Genomic DNA, 20,455 nt, shown 5'->3' with positions numbered 1-20,455 from the left:
CAAAAACATGCGAACAAATTCAGACCCTAGACCGATATTTAATTTCAGGAGGCATCATGGCAAATCGTCTTAAATCCATCGTCAACGCAGTACGTTCCACATTTTCGTCTGTGTTCACTTCACGCAGGTCTTCTCAATCTGACATAGGCGTTGTCACCCCAACCAGCGCCGACGCAGAAACTGAATACCAAAGTGAGTATCCGCCCGAATTTCAAGTAAGAGCGCCATGGATTAATAAAGCTAGCTTAAAGAATGTCGCAATCGTTGGCGTTGTAATGGCGATTGCCTACGCAGTTTATTCCCATCCGCCCATTCAAACTATTAGTCGCGGTCAGGTTGGCATTCGTTCCAACTTATTTACAGGGAATGCCGCGCAGTTTCGTGAAGGCAGTGTCATCGTCATCCCTGGCATCTATCAATTGCGCAAGTACTCTTTACAAGATCAGTTATACCGCCCTAGCAAGACCAGCGCAAATAACGAAGCACCATTTCAATCAATTGAGGGCTTATCGCTAGGCGTCGATCTCACCGTACGTTATGCCATTGATCCGAGCAAATTGACCAGCACAGGTAAGGCTTTACCAGACAATATCAATGCTGACATCGTTGAGCCCATGGTGCAAGGCGTGATGTACAAAGCTTTCACCCGTTACACCGTGAAGGAGATTTTCTCTACCAAACGTGCAGAGATTCAACAAATTATTGAAACCGAATTGAAACCTAAATTGGCTAACGACGGCATCCTTTTGCATGCAGTAATGATAGGCAAAATCGATCTTCCCGCCGACTACAAACGCGGCATGGAAAAACTATTAGCAGAGGAATTAGAGAGCGAAAAAATGCGTTACACCTTGGAGCTAAAGGAAAAACAAGTGAAACAAACTGCACTGGAATCCGATGCAGAAAAAATTCGTAGGGAAAAAGCGGCTGAAGCTGCCGGCAATGAACAGGTGATTGCAGCCAGAGCGCAAGAAGAAGCGATGAAGCACGTTTTGCCCTTCAAACAAAAACAAATCGAACAGCGACAGTTAGAAGCGGAAGCGGCGAAAATTTCTATGATCAAAACCTCAGAGGGTAATGCTCAGTCTCGCGTGATTGAAGCTGCTGGTGAAGCTGACTCACGCCGCAAATTAGCCGATGCCGATGCCTATCGTCAGGAATTAGTGGGAAAAGTCTCCAGCGCGCAGTTGGAACGTGATGGTGCTTTACTGTCCAAGCATCCTTTACTGATTCAAAAAACCATGGCAGATAAGTTATCCGACAAGATCTCAGTCATCATCGCGCCAGCACCGGCTGACGGTGGTTTTATTGGATCAGCTTTACTCGGTGGCGGTAAAACGCAAGCCAACACTACGACTACCAATTCTGGTGCTAACAAAGAAACGACACAGACCGAAAATAATTCTGAGAACAATTAGTTTTTTCGCAGCCGCCAACTAGCAATCATTATGTCGAACTCATCAATCAACACCATAGAGGAAAACCATGTTAACAAGTATCGCTGCGGCAGCCGCTTCCAGTATTATCGCCATCGTCACACAAGATCAGGCGGCGTTGCGTGCCGCCCCCAAAGACAGCGCACAACAACAAGTCATTTTATGGCAAGGCGATAGTTTAGAAATTCGTGGTGAACGCATGGACTATTTGCAAGTCTATGACCATAGACGCGAACGTGCCGGATTTATTAAAGCGAGCCAAGTACGGCTGGTGCGCATAGATCCTGACGACGCGCCGGACAGTTTCGCAGTGATTCGTTTTTTACGCGACACACCAGGGGCTGAGGCACTGGGAATCAGTTACACGGCCGCCTATTTAAAAGCCGCACCCGTCAAGCAAATCGGTCCTGAAGTTTTTGATGCCTTGGGTAGCATGGCAGAACGCTTGGCACGACGCTCGACCAATTTGCAAAGCCAAACTGGTTTCACTACGAAACCAGCAAAGCACATTGAAACAAGCATCGCTGCGCATCTGGAAGTCGCCAGCTATTATGGCGTGCAGTTTAAGAGTTTTGAACGTGAAGGCAGGATTCAACTTTGTTATGACGGCGAAGCCTTTCGCCGCGTACTCGCCATGAATGCCAGTAGTGAACAAAAAGCGCGTGCCGCTTTAGCATTGACCCGGGCAGAATGCATGGATCCGGCTACACGCCCTTTAGCAAAATTCGCTATCGATAATTGGCGTGCCGACGTCTTAGATCGTGTCGACACCAGCAATTTGAGTGAGTATCTCAAGAACCGCATCAAGATGCGCAAAGCCAGCGTGTGGTCTAGCATCGCCTACCAACGTAGCCGTAAAAATGAGGACGTGCAAGCCGCCGGCAATCGCGCGCTATTAGAACTTGCTGCGGTTAACAAGGAAGAATTAACTGACGAAGACAAACAAAGCTATGCCGATGCTGGTGTACGTGTAGGCACAGCGCGCTGGGCCGCAGAATTACCTGTTACCCCAAAAAGTAATCTACAAATCGTCACAGCTCCGGGCGATGTTGGCGAGACTTGCGTGTATCTGATAGATAACAAGCGTGACAACAAACGCGACAACAAGCAAGATATCAAGAACCCGCTGGTAAAACGTTGTACCTACAGTGTGGTATGGCAAGCTTCGGCACGCACCAATCCGCAGAACACTGCATTAACGCTGGCAGTACAACCTATGGATACCTGGCGTGAACTGTGGCTATTTCATCAAACTAGCACAGGCTGGACAATCGACGTCTTGCCGCCCGCTAATACGGATCCCAATTTAGGCTATGTAGAATTTGCAGGCTGGGTTCCCGCCACTAACAAAATATTAGTCGCACGCGAAGCCAAAATAGAGGGCGTATTTAAACGCCGTTTTGAAGTGGTAAATATGGAGACCTTACAAACCGAGAATGGCGCCGATCAACCCGGTTCTTTGAGCCTCTTTTATAAATGGCAGGACCCGATCTGGAAACATCAGACAGTCAGTTTGCGATAGTACTGAGATATTCAAAATCGCTAGCTTGACGTAGAACCAAACTACAACTTTAACAATCCCAGCAAGGCCTGCAATTCGCTACGAATTTGACCAATATTCATCACGTCATTTTGATTCGCATTTGTTTCAACTGCGACCTCATCATGGGTGACTTGGTTGTTAAGCTTATTGCGGGCACCATTGATGGTGAAACCTTGCTCATAAAGTAGCTCACGGATACGGCGGATCAGCAGCACTTCATGATGTTGGTAGTAGCGACGATTACCGCGCCTTTTTACTGGTTTAAGCTGTGCAAATTCTTGCTCCCAATAACGTAAGACATGCGGTTTAACACCACACAAATCACTGACTTCGCCTATCGTGAAATAGCGTTTGGCGGGAATTGGAGGCAACACGAGGTTTTCCATTGTGACGTCACTCATAAGGCAAACATAGGAGAAAATTAGGCAGCGTTAACACCATTAAACTGACTAGAAGAATGCAAATCATCGACCATACTTTTTAGTTTTTGACTGGCATGAAATGTAACGACACGTCGCGCCGTAATAGGAATTTCTTCACCAGTTTTGGGATTGCGTCCCGGACGTTGCGGCTTATCACGCAATTGAAAATTGCCAAAGCCTGAGAGCTTAACTTCAGCCCCACGCTCTAAAGCATCACGAATCTCACCGAAGAAAGTTTCAACCATATCTTTCGCTTCACGTTTGTTTAAACCCACTTGTTCAAACAAGAGCTCCGCCAGTTCTGCCTTGGTTAAGGTCGGCAAATCTTTTTCTGCCTTAGAACGCGCCTGTGCTTCATGCATGGCGCGTTTTAAATCTTCATCCAATAAAGATTGAAGATCAGCAGAATTTACGTCATTCATCATTATTTACCTATTCATTACCCAGTTAATCTTGGGGGTTATCGACTTTTTACGATCACTGAAATGCGTTGACGCCCCTACTTGCCATAAAAAATTGGCATTCAGGGCGTCAAAAAAACAATGAATTTAACGAAGTCTGGCTGAAACACCTGCCGTTGCAGCGGCCACTAAAGCAGTCATTGCCAACTCAACCGTTTCATCTTGTAACGTATTCTGAGTATCTTGCAAGCTAAAGCGGAAAGCAAGACTTTTCTCGTCATTTTCCAAACCTTTACCACGATATTCATCAAATAAAACAAGGTCTTGCACGATTTTGCAAGATTCTGCTTTGTTTATTTCCGCATGGAAAACGTCGATCAAATCTTGCGTGGAAACAGTTTGTTTCACCACCAAAGCCAAATCACGAGTCACCGCCTGGAACTTAGAAATTTCACGATGTACAGGCAAATTAATTGACTGCAAGGCAGCGGCTTCAACTTCAAATACGATAGGCGCTAATGGCAAATCATATTTTTGTTGTAAACGAGGATGCAACTCACCAATCAGGCCTATCACTCTACCATCACACTCGACTTGCGCGGAACGACCGGGGTGCAAGGCTGGATGGTCAAGCTTATTGAAACGCAGGATTTTCGGTGCAAATAAATTTTCCAAATCTGATTTCAGATCAAAGAAATCGACATTGCGCGTCACTTGCCCCCACTGCTCGGTAGCAACAGGACCATAGGCTAATGCAGCCAAGCGCTTAGGCTGATCATATCCAGCGACAGTTAATGCGCCATCGCTGATAGATTCATCACGCAAATACACTGCAGCCAGTTCAAAAATACGCACACGATTCAGTTTACGATTCAAGTTATAACGAGTATTTGCAACTAAGCTTGCGATCAAACTAGTACGCATTACACTCATTTGACTGGCAATCGGATTTTGCAGTTTGATAGGCGTATCGTTACCGCAGAAATCTTTTTCCCATACTTCTTCCACAAAGCTGTAGTTAACGACTTCTTGATAATCTAAATCAGCGATCTGACGGCGCAAAGTAAATGCGGAACGCGTATTTTCAGGTGCGATCAACATTGCATTTGGTGCGACTGGCGGCAAGGATGGGATATTCTCAAAACCATACACACGCACCACTTCTTCAATCAAATCTTCTTCGATTTCAATATCGAAACGATAGGAAGGTGGCGTGACCGAGAACAAGCCTGGTTCCTGTGTAAACTGCAAACCAAGACGCGTGAAAATATCTGCGATCTGCGCATCAGTAAAGTCGACACCGATCACTTTATTCGCGCGTGCTGTGCGCAGTTTCACAGGCAGACGCTTTGGCAAATTCACAACCAGGTCGTCCACAGGACCAACCTTAACGTGCTCAGTGCCACCGCAGATTTCTACAATCAATGCGGTGATACGTTCAACGTGTTCAACGATAGAGGCAAAGTCTACGCCACGTTCATAGCGATGAGCGGCATCAGTCGAGAAATTATATTTACGAGCACGACCTTGAATTGCCTGCGGCCACCAGAATGCAGATTCTAAGTAGATGTTTTCAGTGTCTAAACTGACCGCGGTTGAATCGCCACCCATAATGCCAGCTAGAGATTCGATTTCTTGTTGATCGGCGATCACACCGACCCACTCATCAACTGCTACGGTATTGCCATTTAAAAGTTTTAAGGACTCACCCGTTTTACCCCAACGGACATCGAGACCACCGTGGATTTTATCCAGATCGAATACATGGCTAGGACGCCCCATTTCCAACATCACATAATTGGAAATATCGACCAACGCAGAAATGGGACGCTGACCGCTACGCTCCAAGCGCTGCTTCATCCAATCAGGTGTAGGCGCTTTCGCATTCACACCACGAATCACGCGGCCAACAAAACGCCCGCACAAATCAGGTGCGCTGATTTTGACTGGTAGTTTCTCGGTCAGACTCACCGGCACAATATGTGCTTCAGGCAAATGCATAGGCGTACCCGTTAACGCCGACACTTCACGTGCGACGCCGAGTACCGACAAGCAATCCGCCTTATTTGGTGTGAGCTTGATTGTGAACTTCAAATCATTAAGTTGATAATAATCACGGAAATTTTGACCAACTTGCGCATCGGCAGGCAAGTCCATCAGGCCGCTACCTTCTTCGGATAGTTTCAATTCTTTAGCCGAACACAGCATACCCTGAGACTCAACGCCTCGCAGCTTGCCAACTTTAATCAAAAATGGTTTACCGTCCGCACCTGGTGGCAATATCGCACCTGCCATCGCGCAAGGCACTTTCATACCAACTCGCACATTCGGAGCACCGCAAACGATATTCAACAAAGTACCTGTGCCAACATCAACCTGACAAACATTTAAGCGATCCGCATCCGGATGCTTGGCGATCTCGCGAATTTCAGCGACAACCACATTACTAAACGGCGGAGCAACTGGCTCCACTTCCTCGACTTCCAAACCTGCCATCGTGAGCATATGAGACAACTCGTCCGAAGTCATATTCGGATCAACCATGGTACGTAACCAGTTTTCAGAAAATTGCATAATTCAACCGTGATGTTGATGGTGTACTTTGCAGTACGGAATAAATCAAAAAAGAGATGTAAAAATCTAAGAACTTAAAACCTCTCACCACAGAGACACAGAGACACGGAGAACGGCGGGAGAAAACCTCGCCTCTTCATTTTTCTCTTTGTTTTTCTCTGTGCCTCGTAAAGGTACACCTTTACCTCTGTGTTGAGAGGTTTGGTCTTAATTAAATTGTTTTAAGAATCGTAAATCACCTTCATAAAACAGGCGCAAATCGCTCACGCCGTAACGCAACATCGTTAAGCGTTCCAAGCCTGAGCCAAAAGCGAAACCGATATATTTTTCAGGATCAAGACCCATGTTTTTAATGACGGATGGATGCACCTGTCCTGAGCCAGAAATTTCTAACCAGCGACCTTTCAATGGGCCGCTACCAAAGGCGATATCAATCTCCGCCGATGGCTCAGTAAATGGAAAATACGATGGGCGGAAACGCACTTGCAAATCATCTGTTTCAAAGAAAGCTTTAACGAAATTCAGATACACACCTTTAAGATCTGCGAAGCTGATATCTTCGGCGATCCACAAGCCTTCCACCTGATGAAACATTGGTGAGTGCGTAGCATCGCTATCAACGCGGTAAGTGCGGCCCGGTGCAATCACTTTGATCGGCGGCTTGTTCATACGTGCATAACGCACTTGCATAGGACTGGTGTGCGTACGCAACAGTAAAGGTTTACCAGATGTGTCGTTACCTTCCACATAGAAAGTATCTTGCATAGAACGCGCAGGATGATTTTCTGGGCTGTTCAAGGCAGTGAAATTAGTCCAGTCATTTTCAATTTCTGGGCCATCTGCCACATCAAAACCGATAGAACGGAAAATCTCTTCTACACGCTGCCAGGTACGCATCACTGGATGTATACCGCCCATGCCACGGCCACGGCCAGGCAAAGTTACGTCGATTGCTTCGGCATTTAAACGCGCTTCCATTTGTGCATTCGCTAATGCATCACGGCGCGCCGTTAAAGCATTCTCGATTTTTTCTTTGGCGACGTTGATGACGGCACCTTGAACTTTACGCTCATCAGGCGCGAGCTTGCCCAAGCTTTTCATTTGCTCGGTGATTTGACCGGATTTACCTAGGTACAAAGCCTTGGCATTTTCCAAAGCAGCAGCATCGAGTGCCGCTGCAAAATCAGCGATAGCTTGGGTGACAATTTGATCTAAGGGATTCATGCGATTTTTTCCCACTTCGTGTGGATGATAGAAAGTTACGAGTCTCTAATTCCAAGAAAGATATTCATCTACAAAAACAAAAACCATCAACCGCAGAGGCGCAGAGTATGCAGAGAAAACCTTTTTCTTTCTCTGCATACTCTGCGCCTCTGCGGTTCAAGCTTTTTATAGGTACAGCTTGAATACCGCAGTAAAAGACTCACACAAAATAATTTGACCCGTATCACGAAATCATTTTGTATAGGCCCTTCAAAAAAACAAACGGGGCACAGGATTGAACCTCTGCCCCGCCCATATTGCAGCTTCGTGCTTGACGAAACTACAGACTATGACTAATTAAGCAGCCAAAGTCGTTTTTACTTGATTAACAATCGCAGCAAACGCTGGTTTGTCCATCACAGCCATATCGGCCAACACTTTACGGTCGAGTTCGATGTTCGCTTTTTTCAAGCCGTTCATGAACACGCTGTAAGTCAAACCATGTTGACGAGATGCAGCATTGATACGGGTAATCCACAAAGCGCGGAATACGCGTTTTTTGTTACGACGATCACGGTATGCATATTGACCAGCGCGCATAACTGCTTGCTTAGCAATACGGAATACCTTACTACGACGACCACGATAGCCTTTGGCTAAATCGAGAACTTTCTTATGACGGGCACGAGCGGTAACCCCACGTTTTACTCTAGGCATGATAACTCCTTAAAATAGTGAGTAGAGGTTAAGCTGTTGGCATCATACGCATGACTGATGTTACGTCAGACGCGTTGATGTTACGGGTGCCACGCAATTGGCGTTTGTTCTTAGTGGTTTTCTTAGTCAAGATATGGCGCTTGAAAGCGTGACCACTCTTAACTGTTCCACCTGGGCGTACACGAAAGCGCTTCTTTGCAGAGCTCTTTGTTTTCATTTTAGGCATATTACATACTGTCTTTTACGACAGCTCCTTTTTATATGATGGTAGGTGGCAACAATGACGTTACTCTTGGATGCCTACTTCTCACTTAGTTCGGGCTTGAAATCGAGTTCAATGCCCTTTGTGGAAATCGCGAACTTTACAAATCTCGACTTCCACAAATTCTTTGCACTGCATGGTGGGTTACAACCCACCCTGCAAATCACTTCTTTTTCTTCGGTGAAAGGATCATAACCATTTGGCGTCCTTCCATCTTAGGAAACTGTTCAACCTGACCGTAAGGCTCAAGATCGAGTTTCAAACGCTCTAGCATGCGCATACCAATTTCTTGATGTGCCATTTCACGTCCACGGAAACGCAAAGTAATTTTTGTCTTATCGCCGTCATCCAAGAATTTGGTCAAATTACGCAACTTAATGTTGTAATCACCATCATCTGTACCTGGACGGAATTTGACTTCCTTGACCAAAATAACTTTTTGCTTCAGCTTGGCTTCGTGCGCCTTCTTCTGCTCTTGGTACTTAAATTTGCCGTAATCCATCAATCGGCAAACAGGTGGCTGCGCTGTTGGCGCGATTTCCACCAAATCTACTTCGGCCTCTTCGGCTAAGCGAAATGCTTCACTTAATTTAACAATGCCTAAAGGCTCGTTCTCAACGCCGGACAGACGCACTTCTATCGCTGTAATTTCGCCGTTGATGCGATGTGACTTATCGGTAGCTATCTTAGTTTCCTTCAAAAATTTAAATAAACAGGCTGTGCTTTTCTACGGGCAAAAGCTGGTTAAGCCTTGGTTTCCAAGTCGTTTTTGAGGCGATCCAAGAAGGCTTCTTGAGTCATTACACCCAAGTCCAGATTACCGCGCGTACGCACAGCCACTGTATTTGCATCCCGTTCTTTATCACCGACTACGATGATATAAGGCAACTTTTGCATGGAATGTTCGCGTATTTTATAGGTAATCTTCTCATTACGCAAATCTGTATGTACTCTAAAGCCTTGTTTTTTCAGGTTTTCTGCCACAGATTTGGCATATTCGGCCTGAGATTCAGAAATATTCAAGACCGCGACTTGCACAGGCGCCAACCAAGTTGGCAAAGCCCCCGCATGATTTTCGATCAAAATGCCAATAAATCTTTCCATCGAACCAACAATCGCGCGATGCAGCATGACCGGCACCTTGCGTGAATTATCGTCAGAGACATATTCAGCACTCAAACGGCCTGGCATAGAAAAATCCACCTGCATGGTGCCAACTTGCCATGGACGACCCAAGCTATCCTTCAAGTGATACTCGATTTTAGGACCGTAGAAAGCACCCTCGCCCGGCAACTCTTCCCAAGTCATGCCGCAATTACGTAAAGCAGCACGCAAAGTATCTTCCGCTTTATCCCAAATTTCTTCTGAGCCAATGCGATTTTCAGGGCGCAATGCCAACTTGATTTGAATATTTTCAAAACCAAAGTCGTCATACACTTTCATCGCTTGCGGATGGAAAGCCATTACCTCATCTTGAATCTGATCTTCGGTACAGAAAATATGACCATCATCCTGAGTAAAGCCGCGGACGCGCATAATGCCGTGCAAAGCGCCAGACGGCTCGTTCCGGTGGCATTGACCAAACTCACCATAACGCAAAGGCAGTTCACGATAGCTGCGCATATTGGAATTAAAAATCTGTACGTGACCAGGGCAGTTCATCGGCTTCAAAGCGTAATTGCGATTTTCAGACTCGGTGCTGAACATGTTTTCGCGATAATTTTCCCAATGGCCGGTTTTTTCCCACAAAGTACGATCAAGAATCTGCGGCGCCTTTACTTCTTGGTAGCCACAGCCTTGATAAACCTTACGCATGTACTGTTCAACTTGCTGCCAGATCGTCCAACCTTTTGGATGCCAGAAAATCAAACCAGGCGCTTCATCTTGGAAGTGGAACAAATCTAAAGTCTTACCCAATTTCCGATGATCGCGCTTCTCTGCCTCTTCCAACATGTGCAGGTATTGCTCTTGATCTTCTTTTTTCGCGAACGCTGTGCCGTATACACGTTGCAGCATTTCGTTTTTGGAGTCACCACGCCAGTAAGCACCGGCCAACTTCATCAACTTAAATACTTTTAACTTGCCTGTTGATGGCACGTGCGGACCACGGCACAAATCAGTAAAGTTACCCTCAGTGTACAAGGACACATCTTGATCGGCAGGAATCGATTCTATGATTTCAGCTTTATAAGCTTCACCTATGGATTTGAAGTAAGCAACCGCCTCATCGCGCGGCAACACTTTACGAGTAACTGGCTCATCCTTCTTTGCCAACTCTGTCATTTTCTTTTCAATCGCGACCAAATCGTCCGGTGTAAATGGGCGCTTGTAAGAGAAGTCGTAATAGAAACCGTTTTCGATCACTGGACCAATGGTTACTTGCGCATCTGGGAATAATTCTTTGACTGCATACGCCAACAAATGGGCGGTTGAGTGGCGAATCACTTCCAAACCATCGGCATCTTTATCAGTCACAATCGCCAAATCAGCGTCAGCTTCAATCAGATGTGAAGTATCGACCAACTTGCCATTGACTTTACCGGCCAAAGCAGCCTTCGCCAAACCCGCACCGACGCTAGCAGCGACTTGCGCTACCGTGACAGCGGACTCGAATTGTCGTTGTGAACCATCGGGCAATCGAATTGAAATCATATTCATCTCCATACGGGCCTAAGCCAAAAAATTACTATTTTAAAATTTGAATAAATCTTTAGACGAAAAAAAACGCGGACTAGCCGCGTTTCTTTATCGTACCTGAAGACGAAAAAACACCTCGACTAGCGTCGCTCACAAAGGAATGTGATCGTAGTTCGCGGTGTCATAACCATGATGCCTTTCTCGCTCTTACAAAGTACTACTTATTTTTACTAAATTCTGGTGGGCGGTGCAGAATTCGAATCTGCGACCCCTTGGATGTCGACCAAGTATTCTAACCAGCTGAACTAACCGCCCGAAGAGCCGAGACTATAGCAAACATCAAGACAACCGTAAAGTGCTTTTTAGTAATTTCGTGAAAATTAGGCATATCGTACGCCCAAAGATGAGAACCACGAAACTAGAGATTAAACATCGCCGAATATTTATACCGCCTTTAAGTCAAGGCAAATCACTTACAATACACTACTCATTTCATGAAACCAATCACCCATGCCTCACGATTCACATACACATCCTAGCTCAGAAAAAAGTGCTCACCTTCACGCTCACCGTCATGGCGATGCAACGCATCAACATTACTTCGCTGATCGTAGTCAATCAATCTTGGCATGGGCACTGGGCTTAACTTTATTTTTTGCCGGCGTCGAAATTGTTTTTGGCTTTTTGTCCAATTCACTGGCGCTGATCTCCGATGCAGGGCATATGGTGACGGATTCCGCTGCACTCGGGCTAGCACTTTTGGCACAACTAATTGCAAAGCGCCCCCCTACTGCCAAACACACCTTTGGCTTCGGACGTTCGGAAGCTCTGGCTGCCTTCGTCAACGGATTGGTGATGCTGGGCGTCGTGGTTTGGATTAGTTTTGAAGCCTTGCAAAGACTGGCGACACCCGAAAAAGTGCAAGGTGGCGTGGTCATGATCGTTGCAGCAATCGGCTTGACGATCAATATTATTGTTGCCTGGGTTTTATCGCATGACAAAGAAAGTATGAATACGCGCGCGGCATTGATTCATGTGATGGGTGATTTGTTGGGTTCGGTCGCAGCCATCGTGTCTGGCGCTATTATTTACTACACAGGCTGGATGCCAATCGATCCAATTTTATCGATCTTCGTCTCACTACTAATTTTAAAATCGACGATAGGCGTACTCAAAGAATCCTTTCATTTTTTAATGAAAGGGGTGCCACATCAAATTGATTATCTACAAATTGGTGACGACTTGGAGGCGACAGCCGGCGTCGTCTCTGTACATGATTTACATATTTGGGATATGTCACCAGGTCAACCCGCATTAATTGGACATTTGGAAATTGACGACCTTAGTGCCTGGCCACGCATTCTGGAAAGCATTAAGAAAATGCTTTTAGAAAAGCATGGCATTGATCACATTACCTTACAAGCTGAAGTGTTACGCGATGACGAGTTTGATGATGCTCACGGCAATCATCAGCATTGAAGACGATAGACTCAGCTTAGCACCAAGGTAAATACACAAGTTTGCGCTTAATTTCAAATCAGGTAAATTAGACGATTAGGCGCGACGAACTTCCTGCACACCAATCACCTCTTGAATTACTTTCAGCGCTTTTTGCAAGTGCGTCGTGCCATTTATTTCTACCGTAAACGACATCTTTGCGTGTCCTTTTGCGCTCTGCGTATTGACGCCGATCACATTGATTTTTTCACGTGAGAACACTTCCGAAATATCGCGCAGCAAACCCTGCCTATCTTGCGCCATGACAAAAATATCCACGGGATACAAGCTATCTTTACCAGCGTCACCCCAAGTTGTTTGAATCACTCGCTCTGGTGCTTTATTGCGCATTTCAGCAAAATTCTTACAAGTCAGTCTATGGATAGAGACACCTTTACCGCGCGTGACGAAACCAACAATATCGTCTGGTGGCGCGGGCTTGCAACAACGCGCCAATTGCGTCATCAAGCCGTCAGTACCAACGACCAAGACACCCGATTTAGCACCTTGGACGACGCTAGAAGCGCGGCTTTTATTGGCAACAAAGAGTTCGGGATCTTCTTCTGGTTCTGGATTATCACGCAAAGCATTTTCAACCTGACGCAAACTAAACTCTTCTTTGCCGACAGCCAAAAACAAATCATCCAGACTAGCAAAGCTAAGCTTGCGTGCCAGCTCTTCCAAATTGACGGACGTTTTACCTTCGCGCTGCAAAGTTTTTTCTATCATGCCCCGTCCGCTGGACAAGGTCATTTCCTGATCAATGGCATTAAACCATGCGCGAATCTTACTGCGAGTACGAGTACCGACAGTATATTCTGGGGTCAACCAATCACGCGATGGCCCGGTCTGAATAGAGCCGCTTTTCAGGGTAATAATTTCTACGGTTTGCCCGTTCTTTAACTTAGTGTTGAGCGGCACCATCACGCCATCAACGCGGGCGCCACGGCAACGATGACCTACGTCTGTATGCAATTGATAGGCGAAATCAACGGGCGTCGCGCCAGTCGGCAACTCAATCACCCTAGCCTGTGGCGTCAAAACATAAATCCTATCATCCAGCGTTGCAGCTTTGACTTTCTCTACCCATTCACGCTGCAACTGCTCCTGATCCACCACGACATCGGAAACTTCATTTTTCCAAGCTAATAATTGGCGTAACCAAGCAATTTTTTCGTCGTACTCGTGAGCAGAAAAATTCGATCCACCCGACTCTTTATAGCGCCAATGCGCTGCCACACCAAACTCGGAAAATTGATGCATCTCCTTGGTCCGGATTTGCACTTCCAATGGGCGCCCATCGTCGACTATCACCACAGTATGCAAGGACTTATAACCATTCGGTTTAGGCCTGGAAATATAGTCATCAAACTCTTTGGGAATCGGCGTCCACAAATTATTTAAGATGCCCAAAACTGTGTAACAGTCCTTTATGTCATCGACGATGACTCGAAATGCACGTACATCGTAAAGCTCGTCAAAATCAACCTTTTTACCCTTCATCTTTTTCCAAATACTAAAGATGTGTTTAGGACGACCACTGACTTCGGCTTTCACGCCGACTGCTGCCAATTCTTTCTCTAAACGAGCGATAGCAGACACCACAAAACTTTCGCGCTCTACCCGCTTCTCTTCGAGCATTTTGGCAATGCATTTATATTGTTCTGGTTCCAAAAAGCGAAACGATAAATCTTCCAGCTCCCATTTCAATTGCCAGACGCCGAGACGATTTGCTAAAGGTGCATACAAATCCATGGTTTCACTAGCAAATTGCTGAACCGCGCCATCGTCACGCTTACATTCAGCAAAATAACGCAGACTCGTTAAGCGCGATGCCAAACGCACCAACACCACGCGCATATCGTTAGCCATCGCCAATACCATCTTACGCAGCACTTCCATCTGCGAGGCGGTGCGCTCGGCATCATCCTTACCACGCCCCACATCATGTTGCGTCAGAGTCGCTTCGCGCAAGCGCATCAAGCGCCGCACGCCAGCAACTAACTCCGCAATTTCCTTACCGAATTTGGTTTCGATTTTCGCGGCGGCTAATGGATTGACTTCGGATAATTCAAACAACAAACCCGCAATACGCGTATCAACATCGGTTCTTAACAAGGCCAAAGTCGAAGCCACGCCGACCACAAATTGCAAAGCATTTTGTTCGGTCAAAATGCTGTGATCTTCATAAAAAGGCGTCACGAACTCGAGCGCCTGCATGACGCGAGCGGCATCGGCTTCCGATAAGCCATCAACCAAACCTGCTTCAGAAATTGTCGCGGATAAAGAAACCATATTATTTTTGCGCTGCTGTCACAACGATCTCAACTAACCAATCTGGATTGGCCAACGCTGCTTGAACCGTGGCACGTGGCGGTGAATTGCCTTCTGGCACCCAAGCGTCCCAAGCTTGATTCATTCCTGCCATATTTTCCATATCAGAGATAAAAATCTGGCACATTAAAATGCGAGATTTATCGCTGCCAGCCTCAAGCAATAAGCGGTCGATTTGCGCCAACACATTTTGAGTTTGTCCAACGATATCTTGTGATGTATCTTCGGGCACTTGACCCGCAAGATATACCACTTGATTAAAAATCGCATATTCCGACAAACGCGGACCTACATGAAAACGTTGCAGCATAATGAAATAACTCCCAAAAAATCGCGAATAAAATGTCGAAAATAAGCTATCGCAATAAAAATTCTTTAACAATGGCTATTTGATCTTGCTGGACAAAAGTTGGAGCATGCCCAACGCCGGGTATCTCGACTACCTCAGCACGTGGTCCGCGTTCTTGCATTTGAGTCGCGGTCGCTTTTGATAACAAATCAGATTCTGCACCACGCACCAATAAGGTATCGCACGTGATGGCATCATAGGCAGCCCACAACATTTTTTCTCCTATCGCTGCGACTTCTGCTGTAGTCGCTTGCACAGGAATTGCCAGATTCAAATCATAGTGACGCACCCATTTGCCGTCCGCATTTTGTTTTAACACATCACGCGCGATTTTGTGCCATTCAGTGTCGGAATGAGGACCAAACGAAATGGAAACTTCACGGATGAATCGCTGAGCTTCTTCAAACGTATCAAAACGCACATCTTGCGCAATCGAATCACCTATCCGCTTTAAACCATCAAAATTCAAACTTGGCCCAACATCATTCAATACCAATTTACGGAGCGGGCTATCTTTCATCGAAGCCAGCACCATGCCGATCAAACCGCCCATCGAGGTCCCAAACCAATCAACCGTCTCTGCATTGGCGCGCGCCAGCAAAGTGACCATGTCACTCACATATTGTGGAATTTGATAAAGCTGGGGATTCGGTAAATGACTAGACTGACCACGCCCGACAACATCTGGGCAAATGATACGATAGTCTTCTTCTAAAGCTTGCGCCAACATATCAAAATCGTCAGCGACACGCGTCACGCCATGCACGCAAATCAGGACTTTAGAATTTCCTGGATCGCCCCATTCCTTATAAGACATTTGATGCAGACCAGCGGGAGAAATGCATTGCACAGTTTGACGGGTGAAAGCCATAAAAGATTTCTTTGCAAGATTAGACAAGTAAGCTGCCATTTTACCGAGGCTTTGACATAAAATCGCTGCAATGACGCTTTTTCACTCACTATATTTTATTTTTCACTAGGAAATAGTATGCAAACACCTGCACTTGTTGGAAAAACCGCTCTAGTTACTGGCTCCACTTCTGGAATCGGCTTAGGCATTGCACGTTCACTAGCGGCAGCTGGCGCAAATATTTGTTTGAATGGATTTGGCGATGCGCAAGAGATAGCGCAAATACGCACCGCAATAGAACATGAATTTAAAGTCAAAACCATGTACTCGAATGCCGACATGACGCAGGTAACACAAATCGCCGACATGATGACGCAGGCGCAAACCGAATTGGGGGGTGTCGATATTTTGGTCAATAACGCAGGCATTCAGCACGTAGCGGCGATTGAAGATTTTCCTGTTGAAAAATGGGATGCAATTATCGCGATTAATTTAAGCTCGGCATTTCATACTACGCGTCTCGCCTTACCAGCTATGCGCGCCAAAAATTGGGGGCGAATTATCAACATCGCCTCAGTGCATGGTCTAGTCGCATCCGCACAAAAATCTGCTTACGTTGCAGCAAAACACGGTCTGATCGGCTTCACAAAAACCACGGCATTAGAAACAGCCGACACGGCTATTACCTGCAACGCCATTTGCCCAGGATTTGTATTGACACCCTTAGTACAAAAACAAGTCGATGCACGCGCAGAACGCGATGGCATCAGCAATGAAGAGGCAAAAAAATCGCTACTATCTGAAAAGCAACCCTCTGGCGAATTTGTCACGCCTGAACAGTTAGGCGCCTTAGCGGTATTTTTCTGCAGCGATGCCGCCACACAAATCCGTGGCGTTGCCTGGAATATGGACGGTGGCTGGGTCGCTCAATAACATTGGCGCGATCAGGATAACTTAAGCAAAAAAAATAGCCTGAGACAATTCCATCTCAGGCTATTTTCTATACGCAACAAACACGCAGACAAAAAATAAGAGCGGCTTATTGCACCGAGCTCATATCTATTTCAGCTTCTGTCTTCGCCTGAATTTCTTCCTTAGTAACACCCGGCGCTAATTCAACCAGCTTTAATCCTGCGGCAGTGATGTCGATTACACCTAAATCTGTGATGATACGATCCACCACAGCAACGCCGGTCAATGGCAAATTACAGGCTTTCAAAATTTTGTGCGCATCGCCCTTAGCCACATGTTCCATCAAGACCACAACGCGGCCAACACCAGCCACCAAATCCATCGCGCCGCCCATGCCTTTTACCATTTTGCCCGGAATCATCCAGTTGGCAAGATCGCCTTTTTCAGACACTTGCATCGCGCCCAAAATCGCCACATTGATTTTACCGCCGCGTATCATCGCGAACGAGTCAGCCGAGCTAAAAATCGATGAGCCAGCTAATGTCGTAACGGTTTGTTTGCCAGCATTAATCAGATCTGGATCAACTTGATCTTCCGTCGGGAACGGTCCGATACCGAGCAAGCCATTTTCGGATTGCAACCACACTTCCATATGACTAGGCACATGATTTGCCACCAAAGTCGGCAAACCAATTCCTAAGTTCACGTAAAAACCATCTTGTAATTCTTGCGCTGCACGTGCAGCCATTTCGTCACGATTCCATGCCATGATGATGTCCTCTTTCTTATTCTGTGATTAGCTAGGCGTTACAGTGCGTTGTTCGATGCGTTTTTCTGGATTTGCATTGACGACGATACGATGTACGTAGATGCCGGGCGTGTGAACCTCATCCGGGTCAATCTCGCCAATTTCCACTAAATGTTCGACTTCAACAATCGTAATTTTGCCCGCCATCGCGACGTTAGGATTGAAGTTACGCGCTGTTTTGCGGTAGACCAAATTACCTGCTTTGTCAGCCTTATACGCTTTCACCAAAGACACGTCTGCTACCAAGGCGCGCTCCATCACATATAGTTCGCCGTCGAACTCACGCACTTCTTTACCTTCGGCGACGATAGTACCAACCCCCGTCTTGGTGAAAAATGCTGGAATCCCTGCGCCGCCAGCACGCAGCTTTTCAGCCAAAGTACCTTGTGGCGTAAATTCCAATTGCAACTCGCCTGCCAGATATTGGCGTTCAAATTCTTTATTTTCACCAACGTAAGAAGAAATCATTTTGGTGATTTGACGAGTCGTTAACAATTGACCCAAACCAAAACCATCGACGCCCGCATTATTGGAGATTGCAGTCAGATTTTTCTTACCGCTGTCCCGCAAAGCGCCGATTAGCGCTTCTGGAATACCACACAAACCAAAACCACCAACCGCAATGGTTTGACCATCTTTGACTATATCAGCCAGTGCCGTTGCGGCATCAGGATAAAGCTTATTCATACGTCTCCCTTTTCTAGGTGCACCAAAAAAATCAAGCATAGAGCGCAAAGCAGAACAATGCAATACCGTAGAACTACTACATGAAAACCGCACAGTCTATCTGCAACGACGCACAAACCCACCAGCAATCTCTCGCCATTACATGCGCTTCATTGTATTCTATGCAGCATGCATTCTCATCACGACGTCCTTACTCATTATTTATTTTTTCTCGCTATGCCCACTGACTTGCCAATCGATTTTGCCAGCATTTTTGAATTGGCTCCCATAGGCATGTGCGTCTCGCAAAATCGTCGCATCACCGCCTGCAATCAGGCTTTGGCGGCGATGTTCGGCTATCGCCAAGACGAACTCATAGGGCAATCATTTTTAGTGTTATATCCTAGTTCTGATGAATTTGAACGCACAGGGGCACGCATAGTGCCTATCATCAACGCGACTGGCACTTATTCAGACGAACGCATCATGAAGCGCGCAAATCAAGAGCTATTTTGGTGCCATGTCACTGGCCGCTCCTTACATCCAAACGATGCGCACGCCGCAGGCATCTGGACTTTTGATGATTTGAGCGCTAAGCGCAAAGTGTCACAAGAGCTATCGACCAGAGAGCGTGAGATCGCCGCATTATTAGCAGATGGTCAAACCAGTAAAATGATCGCACGCAATCTTAAGCTTAGTCCGCGTACGGTAGAAATGCATAGGGCTAAGTTAATGAAAAAACTCAATGCCACCACATCTAGTGAATTGATTAATAAATTACTGCGAATAAGCTAGTCGTGCTGACAGCATCAAGCGCACAAAAAAATACCCGAAAATTTTATTCGGGTATTTTTTGATCGAAACAAAATAGGCAACTTACGACGCGCTCAAACCATCATCAGCTGAAACTATCGCGCCATTGATAAAGCGCGATTCTTCGGCGGCTAATAATAGCAACAAACCATCCAAATCTTCCGGCGTACCAACTCGTTTTCGCGGCAACATATTGATCAATTTTTGACCTTGCTCAGTTCTGAAATGATCTTCATTAATTTCAGTCTCAATATAGCCAGGGCAAATCGCATTTACATTGATACCAAATTTACCCCATTCCACCGCCATGGCTTTTGTCATTTGTACTACGGCGGCTTTGCTCATGCAATAAATACCTAATTGCGGGATCACGCGCAAACCAGCAACGGAGGCGATATTGATAATTCTGTGTTGCTTTTTATGATCACCTTTATAGCGGGTGATCATACGTTTTGCGGTTTCTTGGGCTACAAAGAATGCACCACGTTGATTCGTATCCATCACAAAAGCATAATCTTCGGGCGTTACATCGACCAATTTTTGTTGGGTCGAAACGCCTGAGTTATTAATCAGAATATCAATCGGACCGGCTTCGGTTTCAGCGTGAGCAATCGCCGATTTGATACTCGCATAATCGGTCACGTCTAAAGCGACTACATGGGCGGCACCACCTTCAGCTTCAATTTCTGCGCGCAACTCTTTCAAGCGATCTATGCGACGTGAAGCCAATACAACCTGCGCCCCCGCCATCGCCAAAACTTTTGCAAAGCGAGCACCCAAACCACTCGATGCACCGGTAATAAGGGCAACTTTGCCCTCAAAATTGACTTCTATTCCCATTTCTTTCTCCAACAAAATTATGATCTAAAATTCCGATCTGGTAACTGCTTCTACAATGCCATCTTGCTGCCTTGCCCCCAAGACAAATCAACTTAGCAAATTGTGCGAATCATACCCGCAATCAACATTATGATGGGAAAATGTCACTTGAGAGATTTCTCACAAATCATTTTTTTCCTAAGAAATATGCA

General features: G+C 46.1%; 19 protein-coding genes and 1 tRNA gene. 5 read left to right on the top strand and 15 right to left on the bottom strand.

What is annotated here, in order from left to right:
* Window positions 1-56: 56 nt before the first annotated feature.
* Complete coding sequence (locus AC1RR2_RS08390) at window positions 57-1,418, top strand: SPFH domain-containing protein (RefSeq protein WP_493221801.1); 1,362 nt, start codon at window positions 57-59, stop codon at window positions 1,416-1,418.
* Window positions 1,419-1,485: 67 nt separating this feature from the next.
* Window positions 1,486-2,958, top strand: coding sequence for a hypothetical protein (locus AC1RR2_RS08385; protein WP_493221800.1), 1,473 nt, complete (start codon window positions 1,486-1,488; stop codon window positions 2,956-2,958).
* A 41-nt stretch (window positions 2,959-2,999) separates the two neighbouring features.
* Here AC1RR2_RS08385 and AC1RR2_RS08380 read toward each other — a convergent pair whose 3' ends face one another.
* From AC1RR2_RS08380 to AC1RR2_RS08340, 9 genes are all read right to left on the bottom strand, one after another.
* Entirely contained in the window at window positions 3,000-3,365 is a 366-nt protein-coding gene (locus AC1RR2_RS08380) for a MerR family transcriptional regulator (protein ID WP_493221899.1), read from the bottom strand.
* 35 nt (window positions 3,366-3,400) lie between these two features.
* Window positions 3,401-3,823 carry an integration host factor subunit alpha gene (locus AC1RR2_RS08375; RefSeq protein ID WP_493221799.1) on the bottom strand — a complete coding sequence of 141 codons (423 nt, stop codon included), beginning with the start codon at window positions 3,821-3,823 and terminating at the stop codon, window positions 3,401-3,403.
* A gap of 126 nt (window positions 3,824-3,949) precedes the next feature.
* Window positions 3,950-6,376 carry a phenylalanine--tRNA ligase subunit beta gene (pheT, locus tag AC1RR2_RS08370; RefSeq protein WP_493221798.1) on the bottom strand — a complete coding sequence of 809 codons (2,427 nt, stop codon included), beginning with the start codon at window positions 6,374-6,376 and terminating at the stop codon, window positions 3,950-3,952.
* 207 nt (window positions 6,377-6,583) lie between these two features.
* Window positions 6,584-7,600, bottom strand: a complete 1,017-nt coding sequence (pheS, locus tag AC1RR2_RS08365; protein WP_493221797.1) for a phenylalanine--tRNA ligase subunit alpha — start codon at window positions 7,598-7,600, stop codon at window positions 6,584-6,586.
* Between the two features lie 336 nt (window positions 7,601-7,936).
* Window positions 7,937-8,296 carry a 50S ribosomal protein L20 gene (rplT, locus tag AC1RR2_RS08360; RefSeq protein ID WP_186889230.1) on the bottom strand — a complete coding sequence of 120 codons (360 nt, stop codon included), beginning with the start codon at window positions 8,294-8,296 and terminating at the stop codon, window positions 7,937-7,939.
* A gap of 28 nt (window positions 8,297-8,324) precedes the next feature.
* A complete protein-coding gene (rpmI, locus tag AC1RR2_RS08355) occupies window positions 8,325-8,522 on the bottom strand; it encodes a 50S ribosomal protein L35 (protein ID WP_038493025.1) in 198 nt (65 codons plus the stop codon).
* Window positions 8,523-8,721: 199 nt separating this feature from the next.
* On the bottom strand, window positions 8,722-9,258 hold the full coding sequence (gene infC / locus AC1RR2_RS08350; RefSeq protein WP_186889229.1) for a translation initiation factor IF-3: 537 nt from the start codon (window positions 9,256-9,258) through the stop codon (window positions 8,722-8,724).
* Between the two features lie 44 nt (window positions 9,259-9,302).
* A complete protein-coding gene (gene thrS / locus AC1RR2_RS08345; RefSeq protein WP_493221796.1) occupies window positions 9,303-11,210 on the bottom strand; it encodes a threonine--tRNA ligase in 1,908 nt (635 codons plus the stop codon).
* A gap of 223 nt (window positions 11,211-11,433) precedes the next feature.
* A tRNA-Val gene (locus AC1RR2_RS08340) sits at window positions 11,434-11,510 on the bottom strand.
* A 195-nt stretch (window positions 11,511-11,705) separates the two neighbouring features.
* On the opposite strand from AC1RR2_RS08340, the gene AC1RR2_RS08335 reads away from it, so the two are divergent.
* On the top strand, window positions 11,706-12,674 hold the full coding sequence (locus AC1RR2_RS08335; protein ID WP_493221795.1) for a cation diffusion facilitator family transporter: 969 nt from the start codon (window positions 11,706-11,708) through the stop codon (window positions 12,672-12,674).
* Window positions 12,675-12,749: 75 nt separating this feature from the next.
* Here the strand turns inward: AC1RR2_RS08335 and AC1RR2_RS08330 are convergent, their stop codons facing one another.
* From AC1RR2_RS08330 to AC1RR2_RS08320, 3 genes are read right to left on the bottom strand one after another with little or no spacing between them, the layout of a single operon-like run.
* Window positions 12,750-14,987 carry a RelA/SpoT family protein gene (locus tag AC1RR2_RS08330; RefSeq protein WP_493221794.1) on the bottom strand — a complete coding sequence of 746 codons (2,238 nt, stop codon included), beginning with the start codon at window positions 14,985-14,987 and terminating at the stop codon, window positions 12,750-12,752.
* Window position 14,988: 1 nt separating this feature from the next.
* Complete coding sequence (locus AC1RR2_RS08325) at window positions 14,989-15,336, bottom strand: RidA family protein (RefSeq protein WP_493221793.1); 348 nt, start codon at window positions 15,334-15,336, stop codon at window positions 14,989-14,991.
* A gap of 46 nt (window positions 15,337-15,382) precedes the next feature.
* A complete protein-coding gene (locus tag AC1RR2_RS08320; RefSeq protein WP_493221792.1) occupies window positions 15,383-16,246 on the bottom strand; it encodes an alpha/beta fold hydrolase in 864 nt (287 codons plus the stop codon).
* A gap of 117 nt (window positions 16,247-16,363) precedes the next feature.
* On the opposite strand from AC1RR2_RS08320, the gene AC1RR2_RS08315 reads away from it, so the two are divergent.
* Window positions 16,364-17,158, top strand: a complete 795-nt coding sequence (locus AC1RR2_RS08315; protein ID WP_493221791.1) for a 3-hydroxybutyrate dehydrogenase — start codon at window positions 16,364-16,366, stop codon at window positions 17,156-17,158.
* A 106-nt stretch (window positions 17,159-17,264) separates the two neighbouring features.
* Here AC1RR2_RS08315 and AC1RR2_RS08310 read toward each other — a convergent pair whose 3' ends face one another.
* Together AC1RR2_RS08310 and AC1RR2_RS08305 are read right to left on the bottom strand one after the other, a co-directional pair.
* Window positions 17,265-17,906: a CoA transferase subunit B gene (locus AC1RR2_RS08310; protein ID WP_493221790.1), complete on the bottom strand. Its 642-nt coding sequence runs from the start codon at window positions 17,904-17,906 to the stop codon at window positions 17,265-17,267.
* A gap of 27 nt (window positions 17,907-17,933) precedes the next feature.
* Window positions 17,934-18,632 carry a CoA transferase subunit A gene (locus AC1RR2_RS08305; protein ID WP_493221789.1) on the bottom strand — a complete coding sequence of 233 codons (699 nt, stop codon included), beginning with the start codon at window positions 18,630-18,632 and terminating at the stop codon, window positions 17,934-17,936.
* A gap of 216 nt (window positions 18,633-18,848) precedes the next feature.
* Here AC1RR2_RS08305 and AC1RR2_RS08300 point away from each other — a divergent pair, with 216 nt between their 5' ends.
* The gene (locus AC1RR2_RS08300; RefSeq protein WP_493221788.1) at window positions 18,849-19,406 is read left to right on the top strand and encodes a LuxR C-terminal-related transcriptional regulator; all 558 of its coding nucleotides are present in this window, start codon (window positions 18,849-18,851) and stop codon (window positions 19,404-19,406) included.
* A gap of 81 nt (window positions 19,407-19,487) precedes the next feature.
* On the opposite strand, the gene AC1RR2_RS08295 is transcribed toward AC1RR2_RS08300, so the two are convergent.
* A complete protein-coding gene (locus AC1RR2_RS08295; protein ID WP_493221787.1) occupies window positions 19,488-20,264 on the bottom strand; it encodes an SDR family oxidoreductase in 777 nt (258 codons plus the stop codon).
* Window positions 20,265-20,455 lie beyond the last annotated feature (191 nt).

Source organism: Undibacterium sp. GW821-FHT11H02 (assembly GCF_058808015.1).
Note: the sequence above shows the minus strand (reverse complement) of the source record. Positions and strands in the feature narration are given on the sequence as shown.

Excerpts from the sequence above, each read along its gene's own strand:
- AC1RR2_RS08295 (WP_493221787.1), bottom strand. The coding sequence starts at position 20,264 with ATGGGAATAGAAGTCAATTTTGAGGGCAAAGTTGCCCTTATTACCGGT.
- AC1RR2_RS08300 (WP_493221788.1), top strand. The coding sequence starts at position 18,849 with ATGCCCACTGACTTGCCAATCGATTTTGCCAGCATTTTTGAATTGGCT.
- AC1RR2_RS08325 (WP_493221793.1), bottom strand. The coding sequence starts at position 15,336 with ATGCTGCAACGTTTTCATGTAGGTCCGCGTTTGTCGGAATATGCGATT.
- AC1RR2_RS08315 (WP_493221791.1), top strand. The coding sequence starts at position 16,364 with ATGCAAACACCTGCACTTGTTGGAAAAACCGCTCTAGTTACTGGCTCC.
- rplT (WP_186889230.1), bottom strand. The coding sequence starts at position 8,296 with ATGCCTAGAGTAAAACGTGGGGTTACCGCTCGTGCCCGTCATAAGAAA.
- AC1RR2_RS08390 (WP_493221801.1), top strand. The coding sequence starts at position 57 with ATGGCAAATCGTCTTAAATCCATCGTCAACGCAGTACGTTCCACATTT.
- rpmI (WP_038493025.1), bottom strand. The coding sequence starts at position 8,522 with ATGCCTAAAATGAAAACAAAGAGCTCTGCAAAGAAGCGCTTTCGTGTA.
- AC1RR2_RS08380 (WP_493221899.1), bottom strand. The coding sequence starts at position 3,365 with ATGGAAAACCTCGTGTTGCCTCCAATTCCCGCCAAACGCTATTTCACG.
- thrS (WP_493221796.1), bottom strand. The coding sequence starts at position 11,210 with ATGATTTCAATTCGATTGCCCGATGGTTCACAACGACAATTCGAGTCC.
- AC1RR2_RS08385 (WP_493221800.1), top strand. The coding sequence starts at position 1,486 with ATGTTAACAAGTATCGCTGCGGCAGCCGCTTCCAGTATTATCGCCATC.
- AC1RR2_RS08305 (WP_493221789.1), bottom strand. The coding sequence starts at position 18,632 with ATGAATAAGCTTTATCCTGATGCCGCAACGGCACTGGCTGATATAGTC.
- pheS (WP_493221797.1), bottom strand. The coding sequence starts at position 7,600 with ATGAATCCCTTAGATCAAATTGTCACCCAAGCTATCGCTGATTTTGCA.
- AC1RR2_RS08320 (WP_493221792.1), bottom strand. The coding sequence starts at position 16,246 with ATGGCTTTCACCCGTCAAACTGTGCAATGCATTTCTCCCGCTGGTCTG.
- AC1RR2_RS08335 (WP_493221795.1), top strand. The coding sequence starts at position 11,706 with ATGCCTCACGATTCACATACACATCCTAGCTCAGAAAAAAGTGCTCAC.
- pheT (WP_493221798.1), bottom strand. The coding sequence starts at position 6,376 with ATGCAATTTTCTGAAAACTGGTTACGTACCATGGTTGATCCGAATATG.
- AC1RR2_RS08330 (WP_493221794.1), bottom strand. The coding sequence starts at position 14,987 with ATGGTTTCTTTATCCGCGACAATTTCTGAAGCAGGTTTGGTTGATGGC.
- AC1RR2_RS08375 (WP_493221799.1), bottom strand. The coding sequence starts at position 3,823 with ATGAATGACGTAAATTCTGCTGATCTTCAATCTTTATTGGATGAAGAT.
- AC1RR2_RS08310 (WP_493221790.1), bottom strand. The coding sequence starts at position 17,906 with ATGGCATGGAATCGTGACGAAATGGCTGCACGTGCAGCGCAAGAATTA.